This is a genomic window from Flavobacterium sp. (assembly GCF_039930565.1).
Taxonomy (GTDB): domain Bacteria; phylum Bacteroidota; class Bacteroidia; order Flavobacteriales; family Flavobacteriaceae; genus Flavobacterium.
This window is the reverse complement of the sequence record NZ_JBDTTP010000009.1, coordinates 21,490-36,036: the sequence shown is the minus strand read 5'-3', so window position 1 is coordinate 36,036 and position 14,547 is coordinate 21,490. Positions and strand designations below refer to the sequence as shown.

The window sequence follows — 14,547 nt, the reverse complement described above, 5'->3', positions numbered from 1 at the left end:
TATTTATCTACTGCTTTTTAAGGCATTGTATTCATTAGTCATATCAAGTGCTCTGTAGATACCTAAAAGCGATTTTATAGCATCTTCATTTTTTGGCTCTATAACTAATACTTTCTTAAGATACGGAATTGAACTTTTTACGATTTCATCTTTTTGAACATTTAATTTATCATATTCTTTCATTTCATTTGCACTGTTTCCTAATACGTCCATTTTATCCACTAATGCTTTTTTTAGTTGCATTTTAATATAAACAAGATTGATATAACAGTTTACACAATTAGGGTTTACTTGCAAGGCTTCCTGATAATACTTTTCTGCATTATCATAATCATTTATCTCTAAATAAGAAAATGCCAAAGCAATTATAATATCTTCTTTTTTAGAAGGTGGAAATACATTTCTTGGCTTTTCATAGAAACCCTCCTTAATATTTGAATCCCTTGCGCTAATAGAACTAAAAGCTTCTTCTTGCTTTGTTTTTTTATCTGTAGCATAATAAACAACTCCTTTTCCGGAATAGTTTATTTTTTTAAGTTCTGCATAATACTTAATTGAGGAAATGTAATCCTGACCGGTTAAGGAAGCGGCTGCAGCATTATACAAATTCAAAGTATCTTTTTTATCAAATAAATAAACCTCATAACTCTTGCTGGCGCTTTCTTTAAATTTCCCTTCCTTATAATCAGCATGAGCGCCATTAACAAGTTTAGATTTCATCTCTTTTAAAGCTAAATTTGCCTTAAATGCATATTTATAATTATGAGAATCATTTTCGTATAATAATACATCCTGATATGCAGCAGCGGCTAAAGAAAAATTAGCTGCTGCATCTATATTTTTGATAGCGAGCTCTTTGTAAACATTTCCTTTTAGATAATAAAAATCGGATTTTAACTCATCCGGGGCATTGATAACCAGATATTCTATTTTTTTTAAAATTGCTAATGACTCTTGTACTTTTCCTTTATCAAAATAAGACTGAGCCTCTTTAATTTCATCTTTTTGAGCAAATGCTGTGATATTTATCAATATAAGAAATGATAATATCTTAAGGTTTTTTTTCATTTCAATTATATTTGACTGTTAATATTAGTGTTGTTTGACTATTCAGACGTAATATGAAGGTCATATTTTGCATCGGAATCATTTAAGAATAATACTTAAAAAATAATAAACAAAAGATTTTTGTCTATTATTGATTTAGAATTTAGATTCTCTCAAACATTAATTCGCATAACAAGCAAATAAAATATAATAGAGTAATTTTTCTTCATAATAGTTAAGGTTAGTTAGTTAAACATTATAGTTAGTAATATATTCTGAACATAATTTTTTTGATAAAATTTTCTTTATGAATTTAGTGAAATAAAGTGTTATTTTTTAACTAAACTAAAAAAAAATATTAAATGAACTAACATAGCTATGAAATTTAACAAATTAATCATAAAATCCGTAACTTAAATCTTATAATTAGTTATTAAGTTAAACTAAACACAAAAAACTCACTATCAGTATTTTAATATTGATAGTGAGTTTTTAACCAAAACGACCTTTTGGATTTTTTCGAAATAAACATCCGACCAAAGCAAGTGGGCTGTTTAATTAGCTATAATCTCAAAACTTTTATTATCAAACTTCACAACCGTTAATGCTTGTGAATAATTTAATAGAAAGGAAATAACTTCTTTTTTAGGTTTTAAGTTTTTAGTAACTAATGTCTTTTTAAAGTAAATTTTCGCCATACTGTGAAATGTTTTATAATAGTATAACGAACTAAGGATCAAAATAGTATTAGTTAGTTAAAATAATCTGATGCTTATCGATAACTTTTCTCAGATTCATTAACGCATAACGCATTCTGCCAAGGGCTGTATTGATACTAACGCCTGTAATTTCAGATATTTCCTTAAAACTCATATCCTGATACATCCGCATTACCAAAACTTCCTTTTGATCATCCGGAAGTTCCTGAATTATTTTTTTTAAATCAATTTCTACCTGATCAAAAATCATTTTACTTTCTATAGTCAAAGAATCATCTGACATAATAGAAAAAATAGAAAACTCTTCTGTTTCCCTGTACATTGGCATTTTTTTTGTCTTGCGAAAATGATCGACAATAAGATTATGTGAAATACGCATCACCCAAGGTAAAAACTTTCCTTCTTCGTTATAGGAATTATTCTTTAAAGTCTTAATTACTTTAATAAAAGTATCCTGAAAAATATCGTTCGAAATATCTCTATCAGCAATTTTTGAGTATATAAATCCATATATTTTGGACTCATGCCTTTTTATTAATATTGATAAGGAATTTTCATTTCCTTCAATATAATTTTTAACCAACAGAGAGTCAGGAATATGCAAATCAGCCATAATACTACTTTTTTTAGTTTCTAATAGAATTGAAATTTTTAAAAAAGTAATTTTATATTATAGGCTTCTTGTTTTAAGGTTTTTGTTAAATAACGTTTCCAAATTTAACAAATAATTATTTTAAATTGCAAATGAAACGTATAATAATTAACAATAAAAATCATAAAACACACAGATAAAACTTCTGGATTCACAGAAAACTCTAAATAAACACTAAATACTGTGAATGTTTTTAACATTTTAATTAAAGCACAAAATATTAAAAATAAGCATTTTAAAAAATATTAAAATCTTATGTGTAGCGATAATTTTACAAATATGATTTACTGATATACACGAATATAATCAATCAGAAATTTTTGAGGTAAAATAGTATCATCAACATCAGGTCCTCCAAAATTTCCTCCAATTGCCAAATTGACAATAATATAAAAAGGCTTGTCAAAAGGCCAGGTATCATCATTCTTGATTTCCGGATTAAAAGTATAAACCAAAATACTATCAACAAAAAAATCTATTTTATCTCTGTTCCACTCGATTGCATATGTATGATACCCCTCCTCTATAGTAGGAAATTCTGTCCTTTTAGTATTAATTGTATTACCATGACTATCCTGAGTGTGTAAGGTTGTATAAACCATGTGAGGATCTCTTCCTATGTACTCAATTATATCAATTTCACCAGTTTTAGGCCATTTAACTTCATCGATATTAGCACCCAACATCCAAAAGGCCGGCCATAATCCATGACCTATAGGCAATTTTGCCCTTGCTTCAATTCTGCCGTATAAAAATTCTTTTTTTCCTTTAGTTGTAATTTTTGTTGAAGTGTACTGACTCCCTTCTTTTTTTGCTTGAATAATTAACTTACCAGATTTAATTTTATGATTTTTTTTGGTGTAAAACTGTCTTTCATTATTTCCCCACCCACAAAGATCAGGACACCCGTCACCAAGATTGTAATTCCACACAGATTCATTTAATTTCTTTCCGTTGAAATTTTCCTCCCAGACTAGTTTTCTCTCTGTGTTTTGAGCCAGACAAAAACTGGTTATCATTAATAACAATACTATTTTTTTCATTTATAATTTATTTTATTCATAAAAAAATTAGGGAATCAGTCAAAACTGACTCCCTAATTTTACATTTAATTATCCTTTTATTGATAAACCCTTACGTAATCAACTTCCATTGATGATTCTGTAAAAGCAGCGTCAATATTACCCCCTAAATTGCCTCCCATTGCAACATTTAAGATTAAAAAGAAATCACTATTAAATGGTAATGAAGAAGTATTAGCTACAGAATGTATTAAAGTTTCATCAGCATAAATTTTTACCGATGAAGGACTCCAAACTGCTTTATATACATGAAATTCTGTTGAAACATTTGCAATTGTTTTACTACCTGAATCGGCACTTCCACCGGAACGCCCGGGATAGTGGAGTGTCCCAAGTACAACATTCTGATTGTTTCCAACATGTTCCATAATATCAATTTCCCCACATGCGGGCCATGGCTTTGTAGCATAATTTTGACCTAACATCCAGATAGCAGGCCAGGTTCCGGCCCCTGTTGGAAGTTTGGCCCTGATTTCTATTTTTCCGTAAGTAAACTTGAATTTACTGTCTGTTACTAATCTGGCAGATGAGTAAGCTGCTCCACCGGAGGACTCTTTTTTTGCTGTAATTTTAAGATTTCCCCCCTGAATAATTACGTTTACAGGTGAATTGGTATAATTTTGTTTTTCATTATTTCCCCAGCCATTATCTCCGGTTCCTAAATTATATCCCCACTTTGTTGCATCTGGTGCACCATCTGTGTTAAACTCATCTGACCATATTAAATTTGTATAATCAACATTTGTATCCGGAACCTGCGTAGGCTTTGTAGTAGTAAATATGTGATACCACGCTAATGCGGGATTACCTCCCATTACAGCTCTAACAACCATTCTATTAGCCGTAATAGACAATATTTCATAAGAACTTTGTCCAATATAATACCCCATAAAACCGCCATCAGAGAAGTTCATTGTTGTACCTCTGGTTTGTGTTGCATGATCAGGATTAGCCATTACCACAGATCCTGAAGGGCTTAATGAAACTGTTTTCAATCCTCCTGTATTGTATGCTAAACAAGCATCATCTGGTGAAGTTCCTCCTGCCACGCTTGCAAAAGAAGCATTAAAGAAAGTAGATCCTCCATTATTTAACTGGAATTGTAAAACATCTCCATCAAGGGAGAATGTCAACTCATTTTCATACAAACAACTGCTGGCTGGTGATCCTGCTTTTTCAAAAACACCTGCCTGATAGTAATTGGCGAAGTAATTTTTAGTAGCATCCCCGTCATTTTGTCCAACACCTAAATGTCCTGGTTCAGAAGCTGACCAATACCATTTTTTAGACGTCCCGCCAGTTAAAAATCCAACTGCTTCAGGATCACTGAAGTTACTTAAAACCTCAACTTCAATTGTTGCATTGGAAGCTATACCGCCTTTACCGTAAGCAATAGCAGTGACAGTATATTTATTTACACCGGTTTTAGTAAATCTTTTACTGAATTCACCACTTGGAGAATTCTCAGAAGTACCATCGCTAAATACATATTTGTATGAAATAGCATTATCAGCAGTTGCCACAAGTTTTACAATTCCAGATCCGTCTCCAAAAGGATCTTCAGCAGTTTTTCCAACAATTTCAACTGTTATTTTAACATTAGTTGGGGTACTTATATCTCCAAAAGTGAAATCATCTTTTTGACAACCCGTCATCAGAAGAATTGCAAATAAGGAAATTATCTTTATAATTATTTTTTTGTTCATGATTATCTCTTTTTTTAATTGGATTGTTTTATATCGTCAAAGTAATATACTGATCCTGAGCCTGCTAATCCAAAATCAGGGAATAAAATCACTCTGTCATATTTAATGTTTGTACTAAAACCTGATGCAGTTGTAAGATCAAATGTTAGTGTTTGCCATGCATTTGCCACCGTAGTGTTCGCATGAACCTCTATAGCTACCGTTGGGTTACCGTTTCCGTCTTTTGGAGATGTTGAGAGTTCCATTTTGTATAATATATCGGCTCCTGCTTTAGGAGACCAAACATTTATTTTAACGGTCGTCCCTTTAGTATAATCAAGGGTGTTTTCAAGATTTAAACTTGCTCCTCCCCAAGTTTCTGCTCCTGATTTTTTATCTAATTTTAAAACTTTCTCAGATACATTAATTCCGGTTTTATTTGGATTTGCAATAACAGATGCATCAACATTACCGAAACCACCCCAAGTATACGTTAACAAAGCCGATTCAAAATCAAGTGGCAATTTAATAGATTCCGAAGCTGCTTTATAGAAATAAATATTATCTATATAAACATTTTTTCCCGCAGGAGTTCCGACTAATTTCAATTGGAAAATATCGGCAACTGTTAAATTCTGGCTTGTAAATGCCGAAATCGGAATTTCAATACTTGTCCATCCGTTTGCTGTCAGGCTTTTTGCTACTGGTTTTTCTCCATTTGTTTTACTAATTAAGAAAGTTTCGATTTTCTCTAAATCTGCAGTCCAAATATCCATATGAAAATACTCCATTCCGGTAACATCGATTGTTATACCATCTGCCAATGCAATTCCCTGATAATTCAGGTTGTTATAATTCAGCATTTTATCTCCAGCTAAATCAAATTCTGTCAAAGTAGTAGATTGTCCCCAGTTCGGATAAAAATCAGTTCCTGCTACATTAGTATATTTAGAACCATAAATAGAAATTACATCATCTACTTGTCTATTCGGTGGTATTGGTGCTGAAGCTGTTGGGTTAAGTACAAGTATTGCAGTCACCTCTGCTGTATACTCAGTAGTTTTAACTGCTGCACTTTTTGCTACTACCTTAATAGTATAAACTCCTGCGTCTTTATAAGTATATGAAACTGATTCTCCATTGTTAGCCGAAACAGGATCGGGTTTTCCTGTTTCTCCAAAATAAACATCATAAAATAATGCAAAATCAGCTTTTGCAGTAATTGTTACTTTTTTGGATACTGATAAATCATTGGTAATAACTACTTTTAAATTTTCAGGTGCTTTAAATGAAACTACAACGTCATGATCTACTTCAGTTGTTTTTCCGTTGATTCCCATTGCGGTAATCTTGGATTTATAGGTACCTTCTTTGTAAGTATGTACAATGGTTTCTCCAGATCCAATATAAGCTGATTCAGGAGTACCATCACCAAAATTAATTTTGTATTGCGTTACTCCTTCTCCTTTAGGCAAAAAAGTTACTTTTCCAGTATTATCCTGCGTTACCGTTGTAAGAGCAGAAATGTTAGTCGGTACAGGAGCACCATCTAAATCAACGTCAAGGTTATCGTTTGAACAAGCAATCAACATTGTTAAAACGAAAAGATTTATAATTAAATGTATATTTTTCATAATTGATGTTTTTTAATATTCCGGATTTTGTTTCCAATTTCCATTAGCGAATTGAATTTCTTCGATTGGAATTGGAAATAATTCATTTTTACCAGCCTTGAACCCAGGTATTGTTCCTGCGGCTTTTCCAGTTCTTACTAAATCGAAAAAACGATGCCCCTCTCCAAATAATTCAAGTCTTCTTTCAGCCAAAATAAAATCAGTTAATGCTGGTCCTGATGCTGATATGTTGTGATTTGTATCTCCAAAAGCACGTTTTCTAACCTCATTAAGGTATCCTCTGGCTTTGCCATCATCAATTCCGCCTCTGTTATATGCTTCTGCAGCCATTAAAAGTACATCTGCATAACGAATCGCTCTGTAATTATTTGGATTCGTTAAATTCAAATCTCCAGCTGAAGTTGTGCTTCTTTTTCTTGGTATATATTTTCGGTTAAAAAATCCGGTATCTTCGTTTCCTTTACCGTATAAGATTCCTTTCTCTTTCTTCGCATTATCATAATTTGTATTTGCGGCAGCCCAGGCTGTAATATCCAAAATTGCTACATCTTTACGTTTGTCTCCAACCTCAAAGGCATCAGAACTTTCCTGAGTTGGAATATTAAAACTAAAACCTGAAGTAAACAATGGTCCATCATAGCCTCGTATACCGCTAAAACCAACCGCTACGTTTCCTTCACTACATTGTAAACATGGAAAACCTGCACCTTCAACATCAGTATACTGAATTTCAAAAACAGATTCAGGTCCGTTTTCTCCTTCCATTTCAAACAATGAATTATAATCTGTCACTAAGGAATAAGGCGAAGTACTTATCAAACCTTCTAATGTTGTTGCCGCCTGTGCAAATTTATTTTGATATAAATACGCTTTTCCTAATAATGCCTGAGCAGCACCTTTTGTAACTCTTCCTTTTTGAACTGCAGTTGGAGATAAATTAGCTATTGCAAAAGTTAAATCAGCTTCGATAGCAGCATATACTTCCTCTACTGATGAACGTGGTATTGTAGTTTCATCACCTAGTTTAAATCTGGCATCCCCTTTCATTGGTATACCTCCAAACCATTTTACTAATTCAAATTGGTAATAGGCTCTAAGAAAACGAGCCTGGGCTATAATTTGCGTTTTTCCTTCAAAATCAATTTTATCCTGAAATTCAAGTATATAATTGGCTCTTTGAACTCCTGCAAACATCCAGTCCCAGATATTTTTAAGATTACTGTTGGCCTGTGTATGAATCATATCGTCAATTTGCTGAAAACCGATAACATCTGTAGCACTTTCTCCTCCTGCCAATGTATTATCTGAGGCAATTTCTCCCAATAAAACATTTACATAAGAAGACTGAAGTAAATCATAAGCTGCTATTAATGCATTATTATAATCTTCTTCTGAATTAAAATAATTTTCAGAATCTATTGAATATGCAGGCTTAGTTTCTACAAAATCATCTGAACAGGAAATAAAAACAGTTGAAAACAGCATTCCTGTGAAAAGGAATATGTATATATATTTTTTCATTTTGATAACAATTAAAAGTTAAGATTTAATCCCAAAAGATACGTTCTTGGAATTGGATAGAATCCATAATCAATTCCTGCTCCGATTGGAGATTGAGAAACCTGATCTCTATTGGTTGGACCGAATGAGGCACCTGGGTCAAATCCTCTATATTTGGTAAATGTGTATAAATTATTAACTGCCCCATAAAGTCTTAATTTCGTGATTCCTGCTTTTTGAGTAATCATAGGGTTCAGAGTATATCCTAATTGTATGTTTTGAATCCTAAGATAAGATGCATCTTCAACGTAATAATCAGAAAAATTATTATTTGAAGTAGCTCCTGTAGTCACTCTCGGAATTGAATTGGAAGTTCCTTCTCCTGTCCATCTGCCCAAGATATAATTTGAATGGTTGACGTCAGTTAAATTTCTTTCATAGTTACGAACCATATCGTTACCAATTGAAGCAAAAGTATAAATACCAAAATCTAAACTCTTATAATTCATTTGTAAATTAAATCCCATTGTAGCTTCAGGAATTTGGTCACCAATATTGGTTTTATCTTTAATATCAATTATACCATCTCCATTAACATCAACAAAACGAATATCTCCTGGAGATGCATCAGCTCCTAAAGCTAATTGAGAAGGATGTGCATCAACTTCAGCTTTATTTTGGAAGATACCATCGGTTTTATATCCATAAAAATATCCTATTGGTTTTCCTTCTTCCATACGTGAAGGTGGTTGCTGTCCTACTCCAAATGCTCCTCCTTCAATAAAACCAGTTCCATTGTTAACTTCTAACACTTCATTTTTAATAAATGTTACATTATACCCAACATTCATTGAAAAAGAATCAGAAAATTTCTCCTTATAATCTATTGCAAATTCAAAACCAGAATTTCTTACTGTACCGGCATTTACTGTTGGTGCACTAGCTCCTGGAGCTCCAGTACCATTAATTCCTGAAACAGGGATATTTGGAATTAATAAATCTTTTCTGGTGTCGATAAAATAATCTGCAACAATAGAAATTTTATCATCCAATAATCTTATATCTGTACCAACATCAAATTTTCTGGCTTCTTCCCATTTTACATTAGGATTTGGCAATTGTCCTTGGGCTCTTCCACTAGTTAATTCGCCATTAAATACATAAGTTGCTTCTCCGTTTAAAATTCCTAAATATCCATAATTAGGAATTTGATCATTTCCTAAAGTTCCATAACTAGCTCTGAATTTCAAAAAATTAATCGCTTTTGATTCTTTGAAAAAACCTTCATCTGAAACCACCCACCCTGCTGTAAAAGAAGGAAAATATCCTACTTTATTGCCTGGCCCAAATTTACTAGAAGCATCACGTCTTATCATTGCTGAAAACAAATATTTGCCTTTATAATCATATTGAGCTCTGGCAAAATAAGACAGTCTCCTTTGATCATAAGTATAGGAATCATTATTCTTAACTTTAGATATCGTTGTTATTAAATTGAGATCAGCAAAATCCCAGGAATTATATGGTACATCATAACCTGTTGCAAAAAGTCCATTCCCATATTGTTTATAGATTGTTGTACCAATTGTACCTGTAATATTATGATCCTCTCCAATTTTATTACTGTAAGTCCCAAAGAGGTCAAAAGAATAATCATTATCATTAACAGTGCTCTGTGTAACAGAACTTTGAACTACGTCAAATACTTTACCTCCATAGCTTATTTGTTTTGCAAACTCTCTTCTTTCGCTATTTGAAGTATTAAAACCTATTGAACTTGATAGTACAAATCCTCTAAACATTTTATAGTCAAAACCAAAATTTCCATTGATTTTTTTATAATTGTAATCATTATAAGTGTTTTCAATTTGTGCTAAAGGATTTATTATTTCGTTTCCTAACCCAGTTGAGTTTGGCACTACTGTAAAATCGCCATTACTTTGGTAAGGTTTTATAGTTGCGGGAACATTCAAAGCATTAAACAAAACAGAACCTAAACCATTTTCGTTTAATGTTTTTCTGGTGAAATAAGTATAAATGACGTTTGTTTTAATTTTTAGCTTATCACTTACATCAGCACCAAGTGCTACTCTGGCAGTGTTTCGCAGGAAACCGGATTTATCTCCGCCTACAATACCTTCCTGGTCTAAATGTGATCCACTTACTGCATAAGTAACTTTTTCTGAACCCCCGGAAATAGAAATATCGTGATTGATAATAGGAACTCCTTTTCCAAAAACCTCATCCTGCCAATTTGTACCTTTTCCCAAACCAGTTACATTTGGATAAGGAAGCGGTTTTCCTCCATTAGCATAACTTTCATTTAATAAAAGGGCATACTCTGTAGCATTTAAAGTTGGTAATTTTCTGGACGTTTCCTGAAATCCTGTATAAGTGTTATATGCAATTTTTGGTTTTGAATTTTTTTTACCCATTTTAGTGGTAATTAAAATAACCCCATTTGCACCAATCGTTCCATAAATGGCAGCTTGTGCATCTTTTAAAACTGTAATCGTTTCTATGTCATTTGGGTTTAAAAGACTTAAATCACCAACGTAGCCATCAATAATTGCACTAGGCTTATTTTCTCCATTGGTAGCAATACCACGAATACGAATATCTAATCCTGCACCAGGTGATCCGGATTGGCTGGTAACATTTACACCCGAAATTGTTCCTTGCAGAGCTTGTTCTACCCTAATAGGTTTTAAAGCTTCAATTGTTTTGCTGTCTATAACAGCTACTGCACCAGTAACCTCTCTCTTTTTCTGGCTACCGTAACCAATGACAACCACTTCATCCAACGATTTGGCATCGTCAATCATTTTAACAGTAATTTTGTTAGTTGAAACCACCACTTCCTGTGTTCGATATCCAATATAACTTAAAACAATTGTGGTCCCTTTTGAGAGACCTGTTAATTTAAAAGATCCGTCAAAGTCTGTGGTTGTACTTTGTGACGAACTTTTAACCTTTACATTAACACCAGGCAATGACAAACCTGATCCATCCAGTACTGTTCCGTTTACATCAAAACTTTGCGAAAATGCAAATGATGTAAAAAGCACGAGTACAATTAGTAATAATTTAGTTTTCATAATTAGTTAGTTTTTATTGAAGATAAAAATATTACAACATATTAGTAATTTGACAAAACTAACCTCAACAAAAAACATACAATATAAAAAAAATGATTGAAAATTAAATATACCATAAAAGGAGCCTTGATTTATATACAAATCTATATTGTTAATTTTTCTAACATTATAACCAAAAAATCATAAAAAAATTAAAATGTTGTGGTGTTGTATAGGCAATTTAAAGAGTTTCAGTAATACTATACAGACAATATATATTCTACTAAACCTTTTTCATGTGTCAAATCTAATTTTTTACGCAAACGATAGCGTTTAATTTCAACGCTCCTAACGGAAATATTGAATAATGGAGCTATTTCCTTGGAAGAAAGGTTGAGTCTTAAGTAGGCACATAACCGTAAATCGTTTGGTGTTAACAAAGGATGAAGCTGTTTCATTTTTTTTAGAAAATCCTTATCTGCATTATCAAATGCCTCTTTAAAAATTTTCCATGAATCTTCTTCTGTAATGTTTTTATTAATGGTACTAATAACAGATTTTATGTTGTTATTTTCATCTTGGGAAGTTCTTTTTAAATCTTCTTTAATAAAAGCCAATAATTCGTTCTTACTGTTTAAACTCATTGTAGAAACTGCCAATTCTCTGTTTTTTGTATCAACATCCTGAGAAAGCTGCTCATTTCTGACCCTCATTAATTCCTGCTCATTTTCAAGCTCTTTTATCTCTAATAAAAGATTGTTTTCCTCTATTAATTTTTCTCTTTGTTTTTGATAAAAATTACGATAAGCCTTGTTTATAAAATACGCAACTACAAGGATTAAAATAAAATAAATGAAATAAGCAAAATTTGTAGAATACCAAGGTTTCAAAACTACAAAAGTATAGCTGGCAGTATTTTCTAATATACTATTTGCATATTTTGCCCTTACCTGAAAAGTATATTTCCCAGGTGGCAAGTTTTTAAAATTTACGGTAGCTCTAGTACTCCATTCACTCCAATCATCCTGAAAGCTCTCTAATAAATACTGATATTCTGAATTGATGTATTTATTATATTCAGGCACTGTATAATTAAAAGTAATATTATTTTCATCAGAGCTAAAACTTCCTTCTTCAGATAATGCAACATTATTCTGAGTTTGATTGAGCTTGTTTGTCGTTATTTCTGAAATTAAAACAGTATAGTTTTTAAAACTCAAATCATCAATATTCAATGTATAATATCCGTCAGTAGTACCTATTAAATAAGTTGATTTTGAGATTTGTGTAATATTTTCAAAACCCAGCATCGAATTAGTTAACGATGATGGGATTGGAATTACATTTTGCTTTAACTGATTACTTAGTTTGCTTGCAGAGAAGTAATAAATATAATTTTTAGAAAAGAGCCATATTTTATTTGAATCATCTACAATCAATTTACCGGAAGTATATTGGTCATTTTCAAAAACAGAACTTAATAATTTATCTTTTTCAAACTGTTTTGTTTTATTATTTAATTTAAAAATCCCGCTCTTGAAGGCATAATAAATGGTGTTATTGAATTTAGTAAGGCTTGCATTTTTACCTTTTAATGGTGAGGAATAGGCTGAAAAACCATTTGTATCCAATAACAGCTTATCTGTTTTTAATCTGAAGATTCCTTTATATTCATGACTTACATACAAATCGTAATCATTTGTAATTTCAAAATAACGGGAAGAATAATCAAATCCTTTAATCTTATTTCTGAATTGCCATTGGTTCCCAACTTTTTCCAGTACTGCAATCCCATAGTAATTTCCTTGAAGCAATTGATTTTTAATATTGGGGATTTTCTCAAATTTCCAGGTTCCCGAAGCAGAAAATATATTTTTTGCCAAATCATTCGTAATTACAAAAGTACCCGAATCATGTCCGCAAAAAAGTGTATCATCATGAATAAAAAGTGACCATACCTGGCCTTTTGTTCCGTTTATAAATCTAAATTCAGAATCGCTGTTATATTTTTTACAAAATAATCCCTGATTGGTTCCCACATATAACATTCCCTTATAATTTGCAGAAGCATATACGGTGCCTAAAACACCTGTATCATCAGTATAACTATGGACAGAAGAATGAATATTGATACAGTTAATTCCGTTATCAAGCCCTACCCATAAATTTTGATCCCTGTCTTCAAAAAGCGATAAAGCGGTATTATTGCTTAATCCCTTATTTTGCGAAATATGATATTTAAGCTTACCTGAATCTGACAGGATAAAAATCCCATTGGAAACAGTACCTAAAGCATAATTTCCATCCTGAAGCTGTTGACTGCTGTAAACAAAACTCGATTTTAATTCCGTATCGATTTCCGTTATAAAAGGCGTTAAATCATTTGCGGTTAATCTATAGAAACCACCCAATTGGGTTTGAATCAATAATCCTTCCCCTGCTGCAAAGATATTGGCAATTGTAAATTTTTTCAGAATAGGGTTATTCGATACTAATTTTGCTTTTCCGCTTTCAATTTCAAAAAGCCCTTCTTTAAGAGTTTGAAAATAAATTGATGTTTTAGTGTTAAAAGATTTTACTACACCATTTTTAGGAGCAATAATTCTAAAAGTCTTACTTTTTGTATCATATATGTAAATTCTGTTTAGGGACTGAAATAAAATCCATTGATCGTATTTCAAAATATTCCAAAACTGTTCATCATCTAAAACCGTTTTTTTAATGGCATCACTTAATGAAGTATATTTTAACTTTCCATTGGATTGTCGCGTCCAATAGCCAAAATTCATGTAACAGCCTGTATAAATTTTATTATCTATTACTTTTACTGATCTTATTATTGTTTCATTGGGCGTTTTATATAATTGCCAGTTAGTGCCATTATATTCTAAAAGCCCGTCATTATTAGCAAAGTAAATATAGTTCTGATTGTCCTGTGAGATCATCCAGCTTTGATTTCCCGCACCATAAATAGCAGGTGTATATTTTACAATTGGAGGTAATTCCTGAGAAAATATAATTGAACTCATCAAAAAACAAAAGATGTAAAGTTTATTTTTCAAATTTGGCTGGATTTTAATTTATTATAAAACAGTTCTAAAATAGCTCATTTTATATTAGAACAGTCAATTTTAATAAAAAAGATCAATTC

The 14,547-nt window shown here is 31.8% G+C and carries 9 protein-coding genes; all 9 read right to left on the bottom strand.

What is annotated here, in order from left to right:
* Positions 1 to 3: 3 nt before the first annotated feature.
* Positions 4 to 1,068: a tetratricopeptide repeat protein gene (locus tag ABI657_RS04215; protein ID WP_348095993.1), complete on the bottom strand. Its 1,065-nt coding sequence runs from the start codon at positions 1,066 to 1,068 to the stop codon at positions 4 to 6.
* Between the two features lie 533 nt (positions 1,069 to 1,601).
* The gene (locus tag ABI657_RS04210) at positions 1,602 to 1,745 is read right to left on the bottom strand and encodes a hypothetical protein (protein WP_348095992.1); all 144 of its coding nucleotides are present in this window, start codon (positions 1,743 to 1,745) and stop codon (positions 1,602 to 1,604) included.
* 49 nt (positions 1,746 to 1,794) lie between these two features.
* Positions 1,795 to 2,379 carry a sigma-70 family RNA polymerase sigma factor gene (locus tag ABI657_RS04205; protein WP_348095991.1) on the bottom strand — a complete coding sequence of 195 codons (585 nt, stop codon included), beginning with the start codon at positions 2,377 to 2,379 and terminating at the stop codon, positions 1,795 to 1,797.
* A gap of 323 nt (positions 2,380 to 2,702) precedes the next feature.
* Positions 2,703 to 3,461: a glycoside hydrolase family 16 protein gene (locus tag ABI657_RS04200; RefSeq protein WP_348095990.1), complete on the bottom strand. Its 759-nt coding sequence runs from the start codon at positions 3,459 to 3,461 to the stop codon at positions 2,703 to 2,705.
* A gap of 77 nt (positions 3,462 to 3,538) precedes the next feature.
* Positions 3,539 to 5,206, bottom strand: a complete 1,668-nt coding sequence (locus tag ABI657_RS04195) for a glycoside hydrolase family 16 protein (RefSeq protein WP_348095989.1) — start codon at positions 5,204 to 5,206, stop codon at positions 3,539 to 3,541.
* Positions 5,207 to 5,220: 14 nt separating this feature from the next.
* The gene (locus ABI657_RS04190; RefSeq protein WP_348095988.1) at positions 5,221 to 6,819 is read right to left on the bottom strand and encodes a hypothetical protein; all 1,599 of its coding nucleotides are present in this window, start codon (positions 6,817 to 6,819) and stop codon (positions 5,221 to 5,223) included.
* A 12-nt stretch (positions 6,820 to 6,831) separates the two neighbouring features.
* A complete protein-coding gene (locus tag ABI657_RS04185; RefSeq protein WP_348095987.1) occupies positions 6,832 to 8,340 on the bottom strand; it encodes a RagB/SusD family nutrient uptake outer membrane protein in 1,509 nt (502 codons plus the stop codon).
* An 11-nt stretch (positions 8,341 to 8,351) separates the two neighbouring features.
* Entirely contained in the window at positions 8,352 to 11,417 is a 3,066-nt protein-coding gene (locus ABI657_RS04180) for a TonB-dependent receptor (RefSeq protein ID WP_348095986.1), read from the bottom strand.
* Positions 11,418 to 11,656: 239 nt separating this feature from the next.
* Positions 11,657 to 14,425, bottom strand: a complete 2,769-nt coding sequence (locus ABI657_RS04175; protein ID WP_348095985.1) for a triple tyrosine motif-containing protein — start codon at positions 14,423 to 14,425, stop codon at positions 11,657 to 11,659.
* Positions 14,426 to 14,547 lie beyond the last annotated feature (122 nt).